The organism is Brevibacillus brevis (assembly GCF_022026395.1).
GTDB lineage: Bacteria > Bacillota > Bacilli > Brevibacillales > Brevibacillaceae > Brevibacillus.
Window position 1 is genome coordinate 44,310 of sequence record NZ_CP041767.1, and the last position, 21,787, is coordinate 66,096.

The 21,787-nt window shown below is 44.2% G+C and carries 22 protein-coding genes and 1 tRNA gene; 12 read left to right on the plus strand and 11 right to left on the minus strand.

Translation table 11 applies throughout. The features are described from left to right. The first annotated feature begins 185 nt into the window (after positions 1-185). The 5 genes from FO446_RS00285 (at position 186) to FO446_RS00305 (ending at position 5,282) form a co-directional block, all read left to right on the plus strand. Positions 186-1,703: a YcdB/YcdC domain-containing protein gene (locus tag FO446_RS00285; protein WP_237899750.1), complete on the plus strand. Its 1,518-nt coding sequence runs from the start codon at positions 186-188 to the stop codon at positions 1,701-1,703. A 53-nt stretch (positions 1,704-1,756) separates the two neighbouring features. Then, positions 1,757-2,293, plus strand: a complete 537-nt coding sequence (locus tag FO446_RS00290) for an RNA polymerase sigma factor (RefSeq protein ID WP_173612151.1) — start codon at positions 1,757-1,759, stop codon at positions 2,291-2,293. Further along, a complete protein-coding gene (locus tag FO446_RS00295; protein WP_173612150.1) occupies positions 2,280-3,932 on the plus strand; it encodes a YcdB/YcdC domain-containing protein in 1,653 nt (550 codons plus the stop codon). Before FO446_RS00290 ends, FO446_RS00295 begins: the two co-directional genes overlap by 14 nt. 98 nt (positions 3,933-4,030) lie before the next feature. After that, positions 4,031-4,107 (plus strand) — tRNA-Arg (locus FO446_RS00300). A 470-nt stretch (positions 4,108-4,577) separates the two neighbouring features. Further along, entirely contained in the window at positions 4,578-5,282 is a 705-nt protein-coding gene (locus tag FO446_RS00305; protein ID WP_173612149.1) for a hypothetical protein, read from the plus strand. 417 nt (positions 5,283-5,699) lie between these two features. Here FO446_RS00305 and FO446_RS00310 read toward each other — a convergent pair whose 3' ends face one another. Further along, positions 5,700-6,977, minus strand: coding sequence for a hypothetical protein (locus FO446_RS00310; protein WP_173612148.1), 1,278 nt, complete (start codon positions 6,975-6,977; stop codon positions 5,700-5,702). A 972-nt stretch (positions 6,978-7,949) separates the two neighbouring features. Here FO446_RS00310 and FO446_RS00315 point away from each other — a divergent pair. Next, positions 7,950-8,489, plus strand: coding sequence for a hypothetical protein (locus FO446_RS00315; protein WP_370647954.1), 540 nt, complete (start codon positions 7,950-7,952; stop codon positions 8,487-8,489). 38 nt (positions 8,490-8,527) lie between these two features. Here FO446_RS00315 and FO446_RS00320 read toward each other — a convergent pair whose 3' ends face one another. Then, positions 8,528-8,953 (minus strand): DUF7832 domain-containing protein, encoded by a 426-nt coding sequence (locus tag FO446_RS00320; protein ID WP_173612147.1) that lies wholly within the window; start codon positions 8,951-8,953, stop codon positions 8,528-8,530. A 187-nt stretch (positions 8,954-9,140) separates the two neighbouring features. On the opposite strand from FO446_RS00320, the gene FO446_RS00325 reads away from it, so the two are divergent. From FO446_RS00325 to FO446_RS00335, 3 genes are all read left to right on the plus strand, one after another. After that, positions 9,141-10,778: a hypothetical protein gene (locus FO446_RS00325; RefSeq protein WP_237899751.1), complete on the plus strand. Its 1,638-nt coding sequence runs from the start codon at positions 9,141-9,143 to the stop codon at positions 10,776-10,778. A gap of 21 nt (positions 10,779-10,799) precedes the next feature. Further along, positions 10,800-11,207 carry a RidA family protein gene (locus FO446_RS00330; RefSeq protein ID WP_232774365.1) on the plus strand — a complete coding sequence of 136 codons (408 nt, stop codon included), beginning with the start codon at positions 10,800-10,802 and terminating at the stop codon, positions 11,205-11,207. A gap of 140 nt (positions 11,208-11,347) precedes the next feature. Further along, on the plus strand, positions 11,348-12,529 hold the full coding sequence (locus FO446_RS00335; RefSeq protein WP_221868209.1) for a NupC/NupG family nucleoside CNT transporter: 1,182 nt from the start codon (positions 11,348-11,350) through the stop codon (positions 12,527-12,529). Positions 12,530-12,599: 70 nt separating this feature from the next. Here the strand turns inward: FO446_RS00335 and FO446_RS00340 are convergent, their stop codons facing one another. Then, entirely contained in the window at positions 12,600-12,779 is a 180-nt protein-coding gene (locus FO446_RS00340; protein ID WP_173612073.1) for a hypothetical protein, read from the minus strand. 90 nt (positions 12,780-12,869) lie between these two features. On the opposite strand from FO446_RS00340, the gene FO446_RS00345 reads away from it, so the two are divergent. After that, the gene (locus FO446_RS00345) at positions 12,870-13,478 is read left to right on the plus strand and encodes a hypothetical protein (protein WP_173612144.1); all 609 of its coding nucleotides are present in this window, start codon (positions 12,870-12,872) and stop codon (positions 13,476-13,478) included. 67 nt (positions 13,479-13,545) lie between these two features. Here the strand turns inward: FO446_RS00345 and FO446_RS00350 are convergent, their stop codons facing one another. Beyond that, positions 13,546-13,956, minus strand: coding sequence for a DoxX family protein (locus FO446_RS00350; protein ID WP_173612143.1), 411 nt, complete (start codon positions 13,954-13,956; stop codon positions 13,546-13,548). A 196-nt stretch (positions 13,957-14,152) separates the two neighbouring features. Here FO446_RS00350 and FO446_RS00355 point away from each other — a divergent pair, with 196 nt between their 5' ends. Beyond that, complete coding sequence (locus tag FO446_RS00355) at positions 14,153-14,500, plus strand: winged helix-turn-helix transcriptional regulator (RefSeq protein WP_106656985.1); 348 nt, start codon at positions 14,153-14,155, stop codon at positions 14,498-14,500. 100 nt (positions 14,501-14,600) lie between these two features. Here FO446_RS00355 and FO446_RS00360 read toward each other — a convergent pair whose 3' ends face one another. Then, entirely contained in the window at positions 14,601-14,957 is a 357-nt protein-coding gene (locus FO446_RS00360; RefSeq protein ID WP_229087872.1) for a helix-turn-helix domain-containing protein, read from the minus strand. A 166-nt stretch (positions 14,958-15,123) separates the two neighbouring features. Here FO446_RS00360 and FO446_RS00365 point away from each other — a divergent pair, with 166 nt between their 5' ends. Then, the gene (locus FO446_RS00365; protein WP_173612140.1) at positions 15,124-15,336 is read left to right on the plus strand and encodes a helix-turn-helix domain-containing protein; all 213 of its coding nucleotides are present in this window, start codon (positions 15,124-15,126) and stop codon (positions 15,334-15,336) included. A 294-nt stretch (positions 15,337-15,630) separates the two neighbouring features. Here FO446_RS00365 and nagE read toward each other — a convergent pair whose 3' ends face one another. From nagE to FO446_RS00395, 6 genes are all read right to left on the minus strand, one after another. Then, complete coding sequence (gene nagE / locus FO446_RS00370; RefSeq protein ID WP_173612139.1) at positions 15,631-17,070, minus strand: N-acetylglucosamine-specific PTS transporter subunit IIBC; 1,440 nt, start codon at positions 17,068-17,070, stop codon at positions 15,631-15,633. A 152-nt stretch (positions 17,071-17,222) separates the two neighbouring features. Continuing rightward, positions 17,223-18,935, minus strand: coding sequence for a phosphoenolpyruvate--protein phosphotransferase (gene ptsP / locus FO446_RS00375; protein WP_237899752.1), 1,713 nt, complete (start codon positions 18,933-18,935; stop codon positions 17,223-17,225). A gap of 40 nt (positions 18,936-18,975) precedes the next feature. Then, positions 18,976-19,233, minus strand: coding sequence for an HPr family phosphocarrier protein (locus FO446_RS00380; protein WP_007719815.1), 258 nt, complete (start codon positions 19,231-19,233; stop codon positions 18,976-18,978). A gap of 36 nt (positions 19,234-19,269) precedes the next feature. After that, positions 19,270-19,767: a PTS sugar transporter subunit IIA gene (locus FO446_RS00385; RefSeq protein WP_237899753.1), complete on the minus strand. Its 498-nt coding sequence runs from the start codon at positions 19,765-19,767 to the stop codon at positions 19,270-19,272. A 129-nt stretch (positions 19,768-19,896) separates the two neighbouring features. Further along, positions 19,897-20,754 carry a glucose PTS transporter transcription antiterminator GlcT gene (gene glcT, locus FO446_RS00390; protein WP_173612136.1) on the minus strand — a complete coding sequence of 286 codons (858 nt, stop codon included), beginning with the start codon at positions 20,752-20,754 and terminating at the stop codon, positions 19,897-19,899. Between the two features lie 367 nt (positions 20,755-21,121). Beyond that, positions 21,122-21,619, minus strand: a complete 498-nt coding sequence (locus FO446_RS00395) for a ribonuclease H-like YkuK family protein (RefSeq protein ID WP_056496045.1) — start codon at positions 21,617-21,619, stop codon at positions 21,122-21,124. Positions 21,620-21,787: the final 168 nt, after the last annotated feature.

Consider the following 21,787-nt stretch of genomic DNA (forward strand, 5'->3'; position numbering starts at 1 on the left):
GAGATGCAAAAAACCTTGGATTGCCAAGGTTTTTTTAGTTCTGTTTGCTTGACAGGGGGAAGACCACTGTAACAGGGTTTTTATGTTTTTTCTGGAAAGCGTAACCTTTTGTTCGTTTCTACGAATAAGTCAATGTACACAAATAGCAAGCAGCATCCAAGTAACCAATACAAAGGAGAGAACCTATGAGGAAAACAATTTCGCAAGCTGTATGTCTGATGGGAGCCATGTGTGTCCTGGCCTCCACACCTGTAGCTTTAGCCACCCAAGGAGAGTATCAGCAAGCAACGTTATCAGCAGGAAATCAAGCAAGTGTAGCGGATGATGTCATGAAAACAGTAGACGAAGCTCTGGTCAAAGCGGGGAAACTATTGCCGTATCTCAAGGAGTTTACGTTCAAGACGGTAACGCTTGATAAAAAGAGACCGAACATTATCTTTGTTCAGCTAAGAAAAGAAAAAGACCAAAATGAGCCGAGAGTAGACATCGAATTTGAAGCGAAAACTGGGAAATTAATAAGTTTCAGGTTAGCGACAGAGGAAGTAGAAGATGAAAAGAAACCAACCTGGCAGGAGTCCAAAGAAAAGGCAACCGCTTTTCTAAAAGAGTGGTACGGTCCAGATATGGATGGTTATCAGCTTAATCAGCTCTTCACTGAAGAGGGTGGGCACGGTATTGTGTTTTCCAAATCCGTAAATGGTTTACTCTATCCGAATTTGAGTACACGCCTAGAGTTGAATGCCAAAGGTGAGGTTGTCTCCGGTGGACCAAATGGGGGCTTTCCCTATGAGATCCCTTCAATCGAAAAGACCTCTTTCCCCGATCCCAAAGAAGCAATGGCAAAGGAACAAATGACAAAAACAGTAGCTTCCCACATGAAATTGTCCTATTGGGCCGATCGGAAGCTGCTTGCGTATGAGCCCATGTTTTCCGGATATCTGGATGCAACGACAGGGAAGTCCTTGTACGTGTCGGAACAGAAGTACTACCTGCCCGGAGAAATCGTGAAAGTTGCGCCGAAAACGAATAAACTGACAGCCAAAACGAAAGAGGAAGTTTCCTCATATGTGAAACAGGAATTTAACGTAGACATAAAAGCAGAGGAATGGAAGGAAGAGAGTTTTCCGAAAACGGGGATCAAGGTATTTACATGGAGAGAAGAAACTGACGATGAAACGGTAGTAACTGTTGTGGAGAAAACAGGAGAGATTCTGTCTTTTTCTAAAGAAGTGACAATCATAAAGAAAGATAGTAAGACGAGGGAAGAAGCACGCGCGCTAGCAATCAAGGAAATGGAAAAATACCTACCCATTGATACGAAAGAAATGATGGAAATCGGTAATTCAAAGCATATCAAAGGCGAAGAAGATGGGAGCTTCGAATTTGAGTTCGTCAAGGTGCATCAGGGGATACCCGTACGGGACAGAAGCTTCTATGTCTACATCGTTAACGGAAAGGTCATGAGATTAGACACGGCTAGCAAAGCGAAATTCACCGAACAGTTACCTGATTTGAAGGCTGGGATAACGGCGGAACAGGCTGCGCAGGAATTCCTCAAGCAATTTCAACTGGAGTATTTTTATCCTGAAAATAACGGGAATAAGGCACTTTTGGTATACAAACTGGCCACAGTTTATCAAACGGTAAATGAACAAATTGATGCGTTAACGGGAAAGATTGTTCAGGAGGATGAGGACCAATAAGCCGATTGATCCTGACCAAGGGATAGAAGACACACGGAGAAAGGAGGGCGCGCATGTATGACGACCTCAATGAGAAAATGGGGAGCATCTATGAACAGCACTACATGGCTGTTTACTGCTTCTTGCTGCATTTCACGGGCAATCAGAATGAAACCGAAGATTTGACACAAGAGGTGTTTACCCGTGTAGTGAAAGCATTGCCGACTTACGACGGACGAGTAGCAGTAAAGACTTGGCTATTCTCCATCGCAAAGCATATTGCTATCGACCATTATCGCAAGCAGAAGCTGTATGAGCTGGTTTCTGAAAACTGGCTAATGCGGCTAACAGCAAAGCAAGGGATACCAGAAGTAGAGCTGGATAACAAGGAAGAAATGCGGGAGATCAAGGATGCGTTGCAAAGACTGAAACCATCTTATCGTATGGTCGTCATCTTGCGCAGTGTGGAAGGGTACAGCATCAGGGAGACGGCGGAACTTCTGGCTATTTCGGAGGCCAAGGTCAAGGTGGTTTATCATCGGGCGCTGAAAAAGCTTCAGCACTTCCTGAAGGATTCGGTGAAAGGGGGGATTCCACATGAGCTGGCATGAAGAAGAGCTGGAAAAACAACTGAGACGGCTAAAGGAAACGGAATCGCCACCTCGCCCGGAATACGTCAGGGAGACTCAACGGCGTTTACAATTACGTACAAATCAACTGAAGCGTCGTTTGCATTTTCAACGTGTGGCAAATCGGGTGGCTGGCGTTGCAGCAATCGTTTTGTTGGGAGGATGGGCGTCCACAGAGAGTGGGCAGCAGAGTCTTCAAACTCTTTGGGAGCATACAATGAAGCACGAGCAACCATCTGCAACCATTGTTCCTGCACCCACTCCGGAATCCATAAAGCCGCCGCCGCTTCCTCCTCCAGCAAACACGACCAAAGAGAATAAAGTCTTGAATCGTCCTCCCGAAATGAATCGGTCAGAGACGACTACTGTACGTATTGAGCACAAAAAACAGCCAGAAAAGGCTTTACCACCAGTAGCTACCTCCTCGCTCAAGCAGACTGATGCCGTGACCGATCCAATCTCAATCCCTCCCTTGGTGAAAAAAGCACAAACATACATGCTGGAGTTGTTGGGAGAACAAGGAGAGCATTACCAATATAATCCTTCCCAGTCTGATCTAAAACGAGGAACCATTGGGTTTAGTCGGGTTGTTCATGGCATACCTTTTTATGAAGCAAGCTACACTGTTAAAATGAATGACGATCAGGTATCCAATTTTCAAATCCTTCAGGACTCCGATCAACTTCAGTCTCTTGCGCAGATTCCCAAACCAACGGCCGTACTATCCAAAGAAAAGGCGGAAGAAGCGCTTGCTTCGACATTGCGGTTGGTTTACCGGGAAAAGGAAGGGGAAGTAGCTTCCTTACACTACGAGACTGACATTTCCGGGTTCATTGATGCCAATACAGGAGCTTTGGTCAATAGCAAAGGCGTTCCCATACAGAGATATGAGGGAAAACGCATCGTACAAATATCGGCTGAGGGGAGAACGTTAAAAGCCGGTTCAAGTGAAGAGATGCTTTCCTTGCTCGCAAAGGAATTCGGTTTGCCAGTTGCTGTGGACAATTGGCAAGGGACGACATCTGTAGGGAGAGACGGGATACGGGAGTACCAGTGGGAAGAGAAAGAAAAAGAACTGACGGCTCGGGTACATGAAAATGGGCAATTGCTATCTTATCGGTTGAATAGCAAACAAGAGGCAAGGTCCTCTTTTAGCAAAAATCGGGAACCTTCGCCGGAAGCCTTGTTGCAGCCTGCGATTGAGCATTTGCAGCGTTACTTGGACAAGACAATCGAAGAGATGGAGCTGACAGGCATCAGCAGAGAAGCAGCAGAGGTTCGCTTTCGATTTACCAAGCTGTATCAGGGCATTCCCGTAGTGGATCGCTCCTATGAAGTGATTGTGGATACGAACACAGGAGAAGTTGTCGGCATGTCAGGTGCATTTGGACAGGGGGCCACGAGCTTTCCCGATCCTGCAAAGGTGATTTCCAAGCAAGCTGCTGAGGCAACACTAAGAAGAAATCACCCTCTGGAGCTTACGTATATTTTGACGGGTAAAAAGGATACATTTGACAAGCAAGCGCTTCTTGTCTACCGTGTGTACAAAGAAAAAGGAATCGAAACATCCATTGATGCGATCACCGGAGCTGTACTGGAACGGGCACAGGAAGAATCATGATCAAATGACAAATAAATAAAGGAGGACCGGGCATGGTCACCCTGGTCCTCAATTGCCAAAATCGAGCGATTTCACTATAATGGAAGTGAATGTAAAATGTCCCCGTAGCTCAGCAGGATAGAGCGTCAGTTTCCTAAACTGTAGGTCGGAGGTTCGAATCCTCTCGGGGACGCCATTGTAGGAAAAACCTTGGAGTATCAAGGTTTTTCACTTTTTTCATAGGCGCTTTAATGAACAACAGTTTATCTTTTGAAACTAGGTAGACTATACGTGCAAGACGTTTCCACTTCATTGATTCGGTCTTACATCAATTACTTAGCCTCTGAGCTATTAGGACTCGTTCTTTATTCGTCTTCGAGTAGGGGAGATAGATTCCCTATTCTTGTAGTTGAAACGGCATATATGGCAGTGAAATTGAACGTTTAATACTGCGTATCAAAATCAAGCAATAAGTGCAGTAAGTATATTAGCCACCCTTCCTAAAATTTCAGGATGGGTGCTTTTTTCATGCGATGTTCTGTCGTTACTTCTGTTAAGAACTGTATATGTGAGCTAGAACCGACTAAGACCGTGTAAGTATTTACGTGGGAATATACGTTTGGTAAAGTGAACTCAAAAATTAAAACAAAGAAAGGTGATGCTGACTTGGAAATCAAGTGTTATGTAGCAATTACAGTAGTTCTCATCATTCTTGGAGGTATACTCTGGAAGACGATGAAAAGTTTAAGATGGGATTCAAAGTTCTATCGGGAAATGAATGAAAGATTACATGAAGTGAACCAAGGCTTGCGTGGCAAAATTAATGAGGATGAAAAGGCAATTGAAGAATTGGAATTGTCGGTATCAAATCTACAAAATGCTTTGAATTATAAACAACAGGATGAGTTTAAAAGACATCTCTTTATTTGTAATCTTGATGAAGGGCAAAAAATCGTTATCTTATTCGATGAAGAGTTGGAGCATAACCAAGAACTCCAGCAAAAACTTAATGAAAGAAACATTAGCCCGTTGAAATATTCTAGGAAGCTAGAATGCGTTGTGTTTGTTGATGGAAAGAAAGAAATGCCACTATTAATGGATAGTATTTTTGCAGGGCAGGTAAAAGCCACAATAGGAGATATTAATTGTGGGAATTTTAAGAATCGTGGGATTGGCTCTTTTGTTGTGCAGAATCTCTGCATTATCTTAAAAGGAATGGGAATAGAGAGTGTAAATGCTTCCCTTTCTACAGTCGATTATCATAAAAAAGATAAGTTGTACAATTTTTACCTGGGTAAAAACGGATTTCATTTGGTAAGAGAATTAACAGAAGACAAATGGGGACTTGTGTCTAAGAAGTTAGTAGGCTGAATAAATTCCAAATATTTAAGGAGAGCGAACAGAATCAATTCTGATAGGTTCTCCCGTTTTTATTACTATTTATGAATTAACTTGTATTAGTTTTTTGATTTTTCTTATCAGTTCAGTAGTATCGCTATCTAATACTCTTCGCCATAATTACAGAGCCTTGGCTCGGTGCAGGCTGACGCGGACAACGCTTCGCTTTTCCGACTCGTCTGGAAGCGAGATTTGCAGGGATAGAATCTTATTAACTTAAGTTGACCCTCATAAATTGAACGGTAAGTAATACAACTGTTTTCCTGAATGGATATTTAAAGTTTTAGCCGAAAAGTTTGAAGCCCTCCATCGGAACAATCCGGGGGAGGGCATTAACTTGTGAGTCAAATTGTAAAATATGAACTACAATAACAAAGTAATTAAGGCATATTAGTAATTGTAACTAATAGAAATAGATTGGTCTGCATCTGTTTCAACGTCAATACCTGCATAAAAATTAACTTTATGGCTGATATCCAGTTTAGTGTAGCTACCTGTAGCAGCCCATGCAGTTACGAATTCATAGTCATCTGATGATTCTAATTGACTTCCAGTAACATTCCATTTTGCATAATCATTTGATTTATTCAATGTGAGATCCATGTCTGGTTCTGTGTCAATTTCATATTCGAAACCAATGCTATAAGGGTAACCTAAACTTACTTTATACGGGTTACTGGAGGTATCATTTGGTTCAGCATCATCTAATTCGTCACTATCAAATACCAGATCGTGTCTAATAGTAAACTCTTCCGCATCCCAAAGCCATTCATATGTTTCAATAGTGCTTGTATCTTTTACATAGAAATAGTCATATTCTTTATCGTCTTCATCGGTAACTTTGTACAGTTTCCATTGTGAATTAATTTGTCCGGCTTTTTTTGTTATATAGTAAGCGGAGGCAATAATATCATATTCACTATCTACAATTCGGCTTGATCTAGTAGAAATCTCAGAGTTACTCTTTTCAATAATTTTATTTTCGTGCTGCAAGATTTCTGCGAGATAAATTTCATCTTCAATTTCAATTTTACCCTCGTCATCATAGCTATTTATATCTGAAATAAAGACTTTATAAGGGGCATCTTCATCTAATGTGTAACCTATGATTTCGTGTTTCTCGGAATCCTTATTCTTATCAGTGCCATCTTTCTTCTTCTTTTCTTTTTTCTCATCCTTTTCATTAAAGAAAGAAAGCTCGATTGATTCTTGAGTTTCTCCACTTTCTATTTTTGTTTGAGTATACAAGTTGTCAATACCTAGCAGATCACAGTATTCTTTTATAGTAAGCCCGCCAAATAAATACACTTTCTTACCATTTTGCAGTTCTTCTTGTAATTCCTTCTGTAGCTTTTTGTTTTTTTCTACATCTTTATAATTATATGCAATAGAATTGTACTCTGATAAATCCACTTTATCATCTGGATTTATCAATTTTACTTGGATTTTTTTATCCTCCAGAGTTTTTTTGACACTTTTCAGAGATTCGTGTTTGAAATCCAATTGTTCTTCCGTATTTTCAGAATCCATTCCGGATGAAAACAGTAACTCTTTAGATGTTTTTGCAAATGCAGTCTGAACTGAAAAATTTGGTAACATTACAGTAGATACTAAAACACCAGCCAAAACGAGGCTAGTAATAGATGATTTAATATTTTTTTTGGACATTTTAATATACCTCCCTTTTTATGGTATAATTTACCATGAAGAATAAGTATCTACAACCAAAAAATGGATAATCAACAAAAAAGTAAAGGCGTGATTCATTATGTCGTTTAATAATGTGCAGTCTTGGATAATTACTGTTTGTTTCGTTGTAATAGCGTTCAGTTCAGCTTATATAGCAATTAGAATAGATAAGATCATTGAGCGCTTGGCAACTATTGCTGAATTTATTAGTATTACAGGAGGTAGTTAAGTTGACGGAAGAATTAAACTTTGACTATAAGGATAGTCAGTGGATTGACCGGAATTACCTTTTTTAACTTGAAACAATATAGATTACAGCCGCCACTTTACTTATAGAAAGGCGGGGCTTATTTGCAGTTCTGTTTGGGGCATTTGTTGGAGGAACATAAGATGTTGGGACAAAGACCAAAAAACAATAGGTATTGTTTATGATCTTGATTAGATTTCGGTAGACGGTAATGAACAAAATGCAATTTTTGTGGTTGAGAGTTCGATAGATAAATCGAGTACACAGCTATCTGTGGGAAAACTCGCAAAATTTCAAACCTGATATCATAAGGTTTTTCAGGGGCGGATAGTTGGCCACGGAGAGGGTAAGGCGCATTTCGTATAATTCCTAAACTGCAGGTCGGAGGTTGGAATCCTCTCGGGGACGCCATCGAAGAAAAAGCCCTGGTGCATCAAGGTCAGAGTGTAGAGAAAGTCCCCTTTCGTAAAAAAGGGGACTTTTAGTGCCATTTTAGGGGGCAAATATGTCTCCCCGCCATCGTAAAACGCCTTGGAAGCGATTCTAGAAGGTCAAATTTTTTCTGCCCAATCGGCGAAATTCAGGAAGGGGGTTTCTCGAAACCTTGGCCTTGGTGTATCAGGGTGTTTTTTTGTTGAGACGTGTAGCATGCTTGAAATGAATAACGTATATCAAATGATGAACGAAATAAGGGGGGATTTCTTTTGAAAAAAGTGATTGTAGGATGTATGGCTATGGTATTGGCTGTTTTCATCAGCGGCTGTAGCTCAGACGCGGTCGTACAAAATCCGACTGCTACGCCACCTCCAAAAGAGGTAACGAACACTGGCACAGACCAGAAACAATCCGTAGACAGCTCTTCAAGCTTTGACAAAATTGCGGGCTATTTGCAAGAAGAGAGCAACAAAGCTTTCTCCTCCCACTATGAGCTGCTCGAGTTTACCCTGTCAGATTATGAAGAGAAAACCGTTGACGGAAAAGTAGAAGCGACATTCGGATATCAAGTGAAATACAAAAACTTTGAGAAAGACCCTGACACCGTGGACTACATCAAAGCGGCAAAAGAAAAGAACGATCCCAACTACCAACAGCTGTATGATGAATATTTGCAGCCCAAGGACATGAATTTTCATTTGAAAGCGGTAATTGAAGATTCGGACTCCATATCGCTTTACACCAATGTGAGTCCAAAAGGAGTTCAATGGGAAAAGGCAGTTATGTCTGATTTCATCCTGAAGAAGTAAAATAGCGACTTGATTGTAGGCCGCGTACTCACGCGGTCTTATTCATTTTTCTCGCACCAGTACTCGTACTCATTGTCGATCCAATTTTTGATATGATCATAATTCTCCCAAGTATCTTCCACGTGATACACACTTGGCTCGCAATCAAACGCTTCTAGATAATGATACCGATACTCCCCCGTATCGAAATCGAAGTAAAACATCGCGAACTGGTTTCCTTCTTCATTCAACATGTCTTTTGCAAATACCCCACCCGTCTTCTCATAAACTTCAGGACCAGTAATCTGCCTTTGTTTAAAATCAGCGATTAGGTTTTCGAAACTCTTTTTAAAATCCTCGCTAACCATATCCTTTTCAATCAACCAGCCAATGAAAAAGCCTGTATGTACGTATGCCTGTTTTTGAGGAAGGTCCTCCTCAAAGTTTTCGTAATGATATTTCGCTTTATCGTATACCGTTGTCATTAGCAAAACCTCTCTTTCTATTTCCCTATTTCCCAAAAATTATACAGGATAGATTTTTTGGTAAAAAGCAATAAGAGGGTGAAGAAGGAAGGGTAGGAATTTTGTAGCATTTTCATGATACGAGGTGGTAGTATTTAACTGTTAGAAAGAGAGAACCATTGATTGGTTCATAGAGGGGTCATATTTCATGCGGAACTTGCTTGCCTATTTTCTTAGCGCTGTAATGATTAGTCTAGTTATCCTTCCAGTAGAACCTGCGTCATCTAGAGGCTCAAGTTCATCTAGCTCCAGTAGTTCAGGCAGAAGCTCGGGGTCGTCTAGTACCAGCTCCTATTCGTCCGGCAAAAGTTCAGGGTCATCTAGTACCAGCTCCTATTCATCGGGCAGAAGCTCGGGATCATCTAGTACAGGCTCATCCTCCTCAAGCAAAAGCTCATATTCTTCAGGAAAAAGCTCAGCCTCAACCAGTAAAAGCTCAAGCTCCACGATAAAAAGGGCCAAACCGTCAAGCGGTTTCCAATCATCCAAGCCGGTTAAAATCAAGAAGCATGACGATGACGACGATGATGAAGAGCAATTCGAGGAAGAAGAGGCTAGTCAAGAAGAGGAGACGAGCGAAGAAGCCGCTGCGGAAGAGGAAAGAATCAAACGGGACGAAATCTTATTTCAAATTGATGGAGGTATTGGACCATACCATTTACGACCCAATCAATTTTATCAAACTACGATATGGGGGGAATCCACTCATGACGGTTCCCTATACTTTACCGTACATAATAACGGACAGATAGAAGAGGTAGATGAGAGTGAGATAAATGGGTCAACAGTATTTAACATCCCATACAATTTCGATCCAACACCATTTGAAAAAGAGTTTTATCTTCATAACCTACCAACGGATCAAATCTATGTGACATCCTTTCAATATCAGGATATTTACTTGTTTTTGCGCTCGGATGGTACCATTCAATGGCTTCCCAAATATGAAGCCATTGAGACAAACCTTCCCATCATAGAAGCAGAAGAGGTACTGCTGTCAGAGCAGACACTTGAAATGCATAGCAACGAAATGGCCTTGCATCATTTCCCGAAAAACAAAGTCTATCGGAAGAATATCAATAAGATTCCGAGGTATTTTCTGTTTAACAATGAAGAAAATGTTCAGTTAATAGGAAAAACAGAAAGTAAGAACTATGAAGTTTTGGAATATGACCAAATGATTGATCCGACTGCTGCTGATCTTCTGGATGAGATAGAAGAAAAAATCCAAAATTCAGGGGTCCCCACAGGATTCATATACCAGCTCACAGTAAATAACGTTCCGCGAAATTTTATTTACGATGGAAGCCGTTCCGTTGGGTTTGTGAAGGATCTATCTTCTGTTAAAGAAGACTATAAGGTTCGCGACTTCGAACAGGTTGTCCAAAAGATACGGAAAGAAAAACAGGAGGAAGAGAAAAGGCAATCCATCTGGAAGCTGTATTTGATTACAGCCGGTGCGATCATGCTCGGTATTTTTCCTTTATCCTATTGGTATATGACCAGAAGAAGAAAGAAGAAGAAGCAAACCCCTAACAAGATCATTACGAAAAACACGAAAAGTACGAGAAAGAAAAAGAATGTAGAGCCCATAAAGCCTGTAAAGCCAGAAAGAACACCAATTCAACAACCCCTACCCAAAAAGAAAGAAATAAGAGTAGAAGAAAAAAAGAAGAATGACGGCGGACTTTTTCAGCAATTTGAAGCCACAAACAAAAAAGAACAGCCAAGAAGCTCTGGAAGCGGACTATTTAATCAATTTAATTCCTCCAATAGAAATCAGTAAAAAAGCAAGGAGCGTGTCGTGATGCAAAATGATAAGCGAATCAAATTCATTAACCCTGAAACAATGCCACCTACGTTTGGCTATACCCATGCGGTAGAGGTTCGGAACGCCCGGACGATTTACGTATCGGGTCAGGTGGCTCTCAACAAAGAAGGCCAGGTGGTCGGCACAGGTGATTTAGCGGCACAGACCAAGCAAGTTTTCGCAAATATCCAATTCGCGTTAGAAGCGGCAGGAGTCAGCTTTGATCATGTAGTGAAATTGACTTTTTTCGTGACCGACATCTCCAAGATTCACATTGTCCGAGAGATTCGAGATCAGTACGTGAATACAGAAACCCCGCCAGTGAGCTCTGCAGTTGAAGTGAGCAGACTCATCAGGGACGAGCTGCTAATTGAGATTGAGGCCATCGCCGTGGCAGATGTATAGTTGTTCCATCCCCCTTCTGTTCGATTATTCATCGTTCAGGAGGGTTTTTTTATGCTCTTTTGGGAAGATTATGGAGCAAGACAAGCAGATCGGTAATAGTACGTGTCGGCTCTAAATCTTTTGCTATTGGAGTTGGTTGCATGAATTATATCATCGCAGGAATAGGTTTGATTACCGTATTTTTGCTTGCTTGGCTGGCAAGTAGTGATAAAAAGCACATTCGGTATCGTCCTATCCTTATCATGATTCTGATTCAGATCGTGTTTGGCTTGCTGCTGTTGCGAACCAGTATTGGACTTATTTTCATATCAGGCATTGCCAGCAGTTTTTCCATACTCCTGAAGTATGCCTACGAGGGGATTAATTTTGTTTTCGGTGGCATTGCGAATCCGGGTGCGACGCCGTTTTTCTTGCAAGTTTTGCTACCGATTGTTTTCATATCTGCACTGATTGGCATTTTGCAGTACACGAGGATCCTCCCATTATTCATTCAGTATGTAGGGCTCGTATTGAGCAAAGTGAATGGCATGGGAAAATTGGAGTCGTATAATGCGATTGCCTCGGCGATTGTCGGGCAATCCGAAGTGTTTATTACGGTGAAAAAACAGCTCGGTGCCATTCCGGAAAACAGGTTGTACACGCTGTGCGCCTCTGCAATGTCCACCGTGTCTATGTCGATCGTGGGCTCCTTCATGACCATGCTCAAACCGGAGTATGTGGTAGCTGCATTGGTACTCAACTTATTTGGTGGTTTTATCATTGCTTCCATTATTACGCCGTATGAAGTAAAGCCGGAAGATGATTTGCTCGATCAAGAAAAAGAAGAGAAACAGGCCTTCTTTGAAATGCTCGGAGAGTACATTCTGGATGGGTTTAAAGTAGCCGTGGTCGTGGCCGCGATGTTGCTCGGATTTATTGCACTCATTGCGATGGTGAACGGGTTATTCAGTGCAGTATTCGGTATTTCGTTCCAAGCGTTATTAGGGTACGTCTTTGCCCCGCTCGCCTTTCTTATGGGGGTTCCCTGGCACGAAGCTGTACAAGCAGGAAGTATCATGGCCACCAAAATAGTAGCGAACGAGTTTGTCGCCATTCTCGACTTTACGAAGATTCAAGGTCAGTTGAGCGAAAGAACAATTGCCATCGTGTCTGTGTTTTTGATCTCGTTCGCGAACTTTGGCTCGATCGGGACGATTGTTGGCGCGGTAAAAGGTTTGAATGAAAGACAAGGAAATGTCGTCGCCCGGTTTGGATTGAGGCTGTTATATGGGGCAACACTTGTCAGCATTTTGTCAGGAATTATCATCAGCATTGTGGTGTGAAGGGGGACCCTTTTTGGGGTCTTTTTTGTTAGGTTCGGTCTGGTAACCAAATGATGGTAAGCTGCGTCTATCAATTGAGATATTCGTCTTTGTTTCTCGGATCGTATCCTTCATTAAAGGAATGGGAATCACGATTGTTACGCTCTATGAGGATTCTCTGCTTCCGGCGCTTGGCAATCCAATCGATGATGGCTCCAATCAGCAAGAGACCTCCGAAAATAAATACGACGAGTAACCAGAGTGGCATCATACAACACCTCACTTTTTACTAAAAGATACGTCATACCCGTGATGAAGTTGCGATGAAACCATTCAAGAGGAAGAAAAGGAGCGAATTCGGATGAGAAAATGGGTGTGTATGACCGTAATGGCAGGCTTGATTGCAGGAGGCTGTTCACCTGACACGAACGTATCAACAGATACAAAACCACAGCCTGTAACCGAGCAGAAGCAAGAGGCGGGAAACAGCGGTGGCGACCAAAAGCAAGAGAAGCAAACCGCTACCGCACGTCAAATGATTCTCAATGAGCAATTTTTGCAGCTGCTCGCCAAAAACGAAATCAGTGGATTCGATATCCACATCGGGATGAAGCGGGATGAAGTTTCTGCGCTATACGGCAAGGTAACGAAACAGGATTATTGGGATGGCGGGCGCTATGAAGTCTTTGAGAAGCTAGAGACGGCACTCATTTATTTTGATGGGCAAGATCGCGTATATGGAATTGATTTGGCCGGCCTTCATCTTAATGAAACGAATCTGGACACAATCCGTAAAAATCTGGGAGCGCCTGTCAGTGAAGAGAAGAGTATGGCCGATCAGGATTATGTCATGTTTTTTGAAGCGGGAGATAACTCCGTATTTATTAGTGCAAAGGACGAGAAATCACCAGCAGATAAAATAAGGATCATCAATAAAAAAATGATCGAGGAATCACCGCAAAAAGAATAAAAAAAGCCAAGTCAGAAGGGGCTCAAATGTGACCTTCAGGCTTGGCTTTTATATGTGAAACAATGGATTATTCAACCGATCTTTTTCCAAACAGGATAGTGTCCAGTGCGAACTTGGTGCTGCCACTAATTCCAAGAGAAACCAACATCGCAAGCAAGGCCAGATCCAATTCATAACCAGCCCCACCTTCACCGCCCAGGAAGCCGACAGCGAGCTTGGCTGTAAAGATTGCACCAATCATGACAACAGACAACGCACCTGCGAACACGCGAGTACCCAGACCAAGAATCAAGGCAATACCGCCTACTACCTCCAAGAAGGTTACGAGGTAAGCAATGAATGCAGGGAGTCCCATGGTCCCGAAGAAACCAGCGACATTCTCCAGCCCCATTTGGAATTTGGCCACTCCGTGAATGGCAAAAGTAAGTCCAGCTATCACACGTAGAATAAGTGCGCTCCATTCAAAACGATTAGACATGTATGAATCCCTCCGAAATTTAAATGCGTAACAAAGTTACTTTTCGTTAGTAAGTATACAATAATAAATTCCTAAGTCAAGTGATTCAATAAAATCCCAACAGTTGGCAAGTGTATTTTTCAAGGGTGATTCGCATCATTGGTTTTGATGGATTGAACAAAGAGCGGTATACTGGAAGGAGAATGAGGTGATACCTATGAAACAGTCTACCCTCTGTCCCAAGTTCGAAAAAGGTATGCAGTTGTTGGGGAAGCGATGGACAGGTCTAATCCTATACCAGTTGTTGTCGGGACCACAGCGATTTTGTGCATTGGAAGGGGCCCTGCCAGTAAGCGGAAGGCTACTTTCTGAGCGTTTGAAGGATTTGGAGAAGGAAGGACTCGTGCATCGGCAGGTGTTTACTGATTCTGCTCCTGTCCGCGTAGAGTATTCCTTAACGGAGATGGGGAAAGCTCTGACTCCAGTGCTCAAGGGAATTGAGTCTTGGTCGCAGAGCTGGATCGAGTTGAATGCAGACGAAATGGCTAACGACAGCGAAGAATAACACAGCCTATATAAAAAAAGCATCAGGAGAGTACGCCTGACGCTTGCCACGATGAAAACCCCTGGAGACAGGGGTTTTTCTGTTATTCGTTAATGAATCTTCAAGAAGGGTCTTCGTTCTTTTCCTGCAAAGCCTTCCATTTTAAAAATTCAATATGGCGCTTGACCTCAATCAGATCTTTCTCTGTCAGGCCATCGACATCCAAAAAGGTCGCTGGTGTTTCCCGGACAGAACCGCGTTTCCAAGATGGTTCTTCCGTGCGACCGTGGAGAAAATCGGTGGATACTTCAAATAAATCTGCGACTTTGGAAATCAGATGAAAATCGACGCCCTTCTTTTCGCCTGACTCGATCCTCGAAAGTACCGTATTATGTATGCCCAGCTTTTCAGCTAATTGAAGTTGTGACCATTGTTTTTGTTCGCGCAGCCATTTTATGCGTTGACCAACTATGGACATCGTGAGACCACCTTTATCGTTTTGGCAATTCCATTCTAACAATTTTCCATTACGGAAAAAACAAGATTGCTAATATGACAAAATCTGTATTGACTTTGCTAAAATTGAAAGGATATGATGTAACTATAAATATTTGCCATTTTTGCAAATCAGGAGGGGATAACTGGTGGAACGGCTCAACCTCCCGTTTATCGCGCAACGACGTAATGAGTGCAAGCTGACCTTGCAAGAAATGGCGGAAGCACTCGGGTTTCGAAATGCTTCGACATACTTGAAGTACGAGAAGGGAGAATATGACTTCAAGGCCAATCATTTGCCAGTGTTGGCTAAAAAACTACGATGCAGCATGCTTGATCTTTTTATCAGAATCGTTTGCTGATTTAGCAAAAAGGGGTGGGATGGGTTGAACGCTAGGGAGGCAAATAGAAGGCAGCTGGAAATATGGAGAAAGACCGTCGCTTACGAAATTGAAATGATGGCGCCACAGAGTATGCCGGCTTGCGAGGGATTTCTTGAGCGCTTGGTCATGTTTGAAAAGGAGTTGGAAAACAACGCGCGATGCCCATATAGTACGACACATGATGGGAATGATGCCGGGTCGCGTCCGTTACCCATTCAGGAAACAGAAAAAAGCCCGGTACGGATTTCACCGTGACCGGGCTTTCGTTTTCCTTTATAGCTTGGTTATCTCTTCTTTTAGCAGCTCTGAATGGGTTCCGAAGACGACTTGCACGCTTCCTTGACCCAGTCGCATAACACCGGCTGCACCGAGGTCCTTTAAGGCTTTGTCATTGACCTTCTTGTCGTCCTTCAAGACGAGACGCAAACGAGTGATGCAGGCGTCTACGCTAACGACGTTTTCTTTTCCACCAATGTGAGTGAGCACTTGGATCGCTTTATCCTGCATCGAATTGTTCCTTCCCGTAGCTGTAGTTGTCATTTCTTCATCATCCTCACGTCCCGGTGTCTTGAGGTTCAGCTTCACAATCAGGAAACGGAACAGGACGTAGTAGACCACGGCGAATGCCAGACCAATCGGGATGATCATCCAGGCATTCGTAGAGAGGTGGTAGTTGATACCGTAGTCGATCAGACCCGCTGAAAATCCAAAGCCGTGCTTGATGCCGAGAGAGGTCACGATATACCCGGACACACCCGTCAATATCGCGTGGACAAAATACAGGAGTGGGGCAGCGAACATAAACGCAAATTCCACTACCTCAGTAATCCCGGTCAGGAACGAAGCGAGAGCTGCACCAATAAACATAGAAGCAACTACTTTGCGTTTTTCAGGACGCGCTGAGTGAATAATAGCGAATGCCGCTCCAGGAAGTGCGAACATCATGATCGGATAGAAACCAGTCATAAACATTCCTGCTGATGGGTCTCCTGCAAAGAAACGATGCAGGTCGCCGTGTACCACTTTTCCTGTCGCATCGGTAAAGTCACCGATTTGGAACCAGGCAATCGCATTGAGTACATGGTGCAGACCAAATGGAACGAGCAATCGGTTGAAGAATCCGAACAAGAAAGAACCTGTTGCGCCGAGACCTACGATCCAAGAGCCCAATGAGTCAAGGGCAATCTGGATCGGTCCCCAAATAATCCCAAAAATCAAGCCGATGACAACCATGGAGAGAGAAGTGACGATCGGGACGAAGCGTTTTCCACCGAAGAAGCCCAGCCATTCTGGCAGCTTGATTGAATGGTAGCGGTTGTAGAAAAATGCTGCAATACCACCGGCCATAATACCGCCGATGACACCCATGTTCAGTTTTAAATCATCCGCGATGAAAGGCATGGCAGCAGGAACAGCAGCAAGTACTTTCGTCAATACGACGTAGGCAATGACAGCGGCTAAAGCAGCAACAGCATCTCCAGCCAAGCCAATGGCAACACCGACAGCAAAGATTAATGCCAGGTTGTCAAAAATAGCTGCACCGCCAGCAGCCAAAAGCGGAGCGATGTACGAGTCCATGAAGGCACCAAAGGCACCGAGATTGAGGTCCTTCTCGAATTTGAGAAGACCAAAGCTTTGCAAAATCGCTGCGGCTGGCAACGTTGCGACTGGGAGCATCAGGGCTCTCCCAATCTTTTGCAGAAAAGCGAGCATAGGATAAAACCTCCTTGGAATGGGATGAATTTATCAGGGAAGCCGCTCTCCGGATAAATGCAAAATGATGAGGGCACAAGGAATAAACCGGAGAGAGACCATTCTGATCGATATATTGGAAGCGCTTACACTACTCGGGCGACAAAACCTTTCTATAAGGCTTTGTCTTTCAGATACTGAACGACCTCGTCTACAGTAGAGAGTGTAAGGACGTGTTCAGCCAATCTTTTCGCTTCCTCTAAGCTGGTGGAGCGGATGCGTTCTTTGACTTTTGGCATGACCGAAGCGGCACCGCTGAACTCATCGAGCCCCAATCCGAGCAAGAGCTTGGTTGCCAACGGATCTCCCGCCATTTCCCCACACAGCCCGGTCCAAATACCTGCCCGATGGGAAGCTTCGATAACTTGGGAAATCAGTCGTAATACGGCTGGATGGTAGTAGCTGTACAGCTCGGCGATATTGGCATTCATCCGGTCTACTGCCAGCGTGTATTGAACGAGATCATTGGTGCCGATGCTGAAAAAGTCTACCTCTTTCGAAAACGCATCTGCTTGCAGGCAAGCGCCTGGAATCTCCATCATCATGCCTACGGCGATTTTCTCGTCAAAAGCGACCCCTTCTGCTCGCAGCTCTGCTTTTGCTTGCTCCAGCAATCGTTTGGCTTCACGCAGTTGCTCCATATGGGAAATCATCGGGAACATAATCAGCAGGCGACCGAATGCACTGGCACGCAAGAGCGCGCGTAATTGCACCAGGAATAATTCCGGTCTGGCTAAGGAGATGCGCATGGCGCGGAAGCCAAGGAACGGGTTTTCCTCCTGCGGAAGCGCGAGTGCTGGCAAATGCTTGTCGCCGCCAACATCCAAGGTACGAATGATGACCGGCTTGTCGCCAAAAGCAACGGCTACATGCTTGTATGCAGCAAATTGTTCGGCCTCATCGGGAAGGGTGGTGCGATCCATGAACAAAAACTCGGAGCGGAATAACCCGATTCCTGCTACACCAGATGCGATCAGTGCATCAGATTCTTCTGGCACAGCCATGTTTGCCATCAGGTGAACACGATGTCCATCGGTGGTTTCGGCAGGCAGTTCCTTTATGGCTTCGTACAATTGGCGCTCCTTTTCTTCCTGCGCGGCTTTTTCCTGATAGGCAGCCAGTGTATCCGCATCAGGCGAAACAATCAGCTGTCCAGAGGTTCCATCGATAATCAGCAAACTTCCGGAGTCTACTTTTTCCATCAAGGTATCGCCTGCACCCATGACAGCGGGAATTCCGAGAGAGCGTGCCAATATGGCTGCATGAGAGGTAGCGCCACCTTTTGCCGTAACAATTCCTCGTACATGCTGGAGTGGAAGCTGAAGCGTCTCGGATGGGGTGACGTCCCATGCAACCAGGATAAAAGGCTCTTCCGGGTAGGAGATGACGGTGTCACCACCCGAAATATTTCGAATCAGACGGCGGCTCACATCACGAATATCATCTGCGCGCTCTTTCATGTAGGCATCGTCCATACTCTCAAAGAGGGCAATGAATTGATCGGCTACTTGCGAGACGGCGGTTGATGCCGCCAGTTGTTGATTTTCAATGAGCGCACTCATCTCCCCGACAAATGCCGGGTCATCCAGAAAGGCAATATGAGCAGAGAGGATCGCCGCTTTTTCCGAACCTAATTGTTCCTCTGTCTGTTCCTTTAGCTTTTCCAGTTGTTCGCGTGCTTGCTCTACGCTTTTGCTAAGTAGTCCTAGCTCCTGAGCTGCATCCACTGGAGTGGTGGACTCTGCCTGCGTGATGGCAGTTTCGTGTGTGAGGCGTAAAACAGGGGCAATCGAAATGCCAGCGGAAACCGGGATTCCTTTTAACATACGTCCTTCACCTTCCTGTCCGTCGTTTACACGGTATGATTTACGAGGATTGCTCCAATAGCTGCTGAATCGCAGTGGCTACGTTTTGTTCATCCGCTCCATCGATCTGAACGGTCAGGGTGTCACCTTGGGAAACACCCAGTGTCATGATGCCGAGAATGCTTTTGCCATCTGCGTGTTTTGTCCCTTTGCTCAGCGTAATCTTTGACTGAGATTGCGACGAACAATTCACGAGTAGAGCTGCTGGCCTCGCGTGGAGCCCGCCCTCTACATTGACGGTTACTTCAAATTGAACCATGTTGTACCTCTACCTCCCTCAACCATGCGCTTCGCTTTATTTTAAGACGACAGTCATCAGTGGCTCTTGACCTGCTTGCACAGTTGCTTTTGCCACTACATTTTTTTCAGCAACCATATCACCGTTTGTAATAACGATCGGTGTTACGATCGGACAACCCGCATCCTCCAGTACACTCTTGTCGAATTGGATGAGCTTGTCGCCAGCTTTTACTTGATCGCCAACCGAGACAAATGGGGTAAAGCCTTTCCCGTTTAATTTCACGGTGTCGATTCCAATATGCATCAATATCTCAAGACCACTTTCAGACGACAGCCCGATAGCATGGTGAGTAGGGAAAAGATGCGTTACCTTTCCATCGACAGGGGAGACGAGAGTGTCTGCGCTTGGCAGAATCGCTACACCATCACCGACGACTTTACCTGCGAACACAGGATCAGGAACTTCAGACAGAGGGAGTACGGTACCTGTTAATGGTGCAAGAAAGGTTACCTCTTGTTGTTGTTTTTTCCGGGAAAAAAGACTGCGTAGCATAGTATCCTCCTTTTGCGTCTGAACCAAAAAAGGCATGAGACGGTTGAATTCATACGACGACATACTTACTATGTCCGTATGATCTCACCGCTCATGCCTAGTCGAGCTAGTAACACGCAGGATTATGATTTAATTTTGTTGTAATAAGCGATAAAGGTGCAGAGCCATGTAACCAACCTCGTCTTCCGGTACAGCAATCTCGAGACGGGTGGAGATGTATTGAGCCAGCTCTGTTGCCAATTGATAGGCTTCTGGCATGGTCGTTTTGACTCGGTCCAGAAGCGGGTTCTTGATGAATTTTTGTTGACGGATGCGCTCAACGGCAAAGCGCAAATGGGTGATGAGACGAACGTAATCAATGGTACTGCGTTCAATCGTAATGGCTGTTCGCTCTTCAATCAGGCTTACCAACTCGGTGATGATGTTGGTGAATTGGACTGCCTTTTTTACTGGGACGTAGCTAATCGCGGAATGAATGTGCAAGGCCAGAAATCCGATTTCACTATCGGGAATGTCCAGGTCGAATGCGTTTTTGATCATATCCGCTGCCCGGTTCGCCAGTGCGTACTCCTTCGTGTACAGCGTCTGGATTTCGAACAAGAAGGGATTCACGATCTCCATCCCGTTATTGAGCCGATAGATGGCAAACTGGATATGGTCAGGCAAGGCAACGTGGACGTGTTCGTTCAATTCTGGCGTGATCTCACTCGCGATGAGAGCGATGATTTCTTCCGCAATTCCTACGACAGCAGGATCTACTTGGCTCAGGATGTTCTGATACTGCTTCTGATGATTTTCATTTTCGAGCCTGAAGCGCTTTTCCACTCGCAAATCATGGGCGGGGATGGTATTCCCGGTTTTTGCACCAAATCCGATTCCTTTTCCGAACAGGACAATTTCTTGTCCAGACCCGGGTTCTTCCACGAGTACGACGTTATGGTTCAACACACGCGTAATAGCGTACGTTTTTTCCTTTTCACGGGACAATCCATTCCACCACCTTTAGATAGACAAAAACGGTCCATGACCGTATTTGCTTACCGCAAGCGGTCACATCCAATTTAATGAAAAACGCCGATGAACCATGACGTTAATCAGAAAAAAGAGCCGAAAAAACCTTTTTAACAAGAAAAAGATCTTCTCGGCTCATGCCTGCATTACCAGTAACACGCCTTGTGAAAACGCTTCAATTAAAGCTTATAATAGCTCACGTCTCGTACATTGTCAATCACTCTGTGAACGGGAAAAACACGGCGGGCAGGAGAAGCAGCAGCCTGTCCCGAATTGTTTGAACCGACAGGATAAGGGCAAAACAAAGCCAAGCGGACGCCTCATTAGCAATCCGCTCGCTTTGTTACTTGGTGTACTTGTCGGCAATCGTAGATGCACAGAAGGAGTTCGGTTTGATCTCGGCACGAAAGTGATTGGTTTCTGCTAAGCTCAACAAAGACTGGATAAACTTACGGGTAGGACCATTCGTGCCGATATCAAAATGCAGGCGGATGGGAGTATCTAAGTGGTGGTCCCGCAAATATTGGCGTACTTCTGTGGCAAGTCCGACTGCGTACATCGCTTCCTGAAATATACGCTGTTGCAAGGATGAGTACCGGCGTTCCTGAAATTTGTGATAAAAGAAGGTACCCCCATGCCCGGGACGGATCACTGTGATAACAAGGGCAAAAAAAGTCCCGCGGCTTTTTAATTGAGAGTCGGCCCCCACAATAATTTCAAATGGACCACCTATTGATGAGATGGTATGTTCGATGTGGGAAAACACTTCTTCTTTTGCCAGTAGACCTCTAGTCGGACTGTGAAAGCGATCAAATAACGTATTTGCAGAGGTTAAGCCCACTCACATCCCTCCAGAAAGAGGCTAACAATGATTTGCATACTTCTTCCTTACATCATTAATGTATGTAATCTCTCAGATAGTATGTGAACGGGTAGGGACAAAAACTTCTTGAATCAACTTTTTTGAGTAAAAGGGTCCGTTTGTTCGGGACGAAAGACTGTTTTTGAA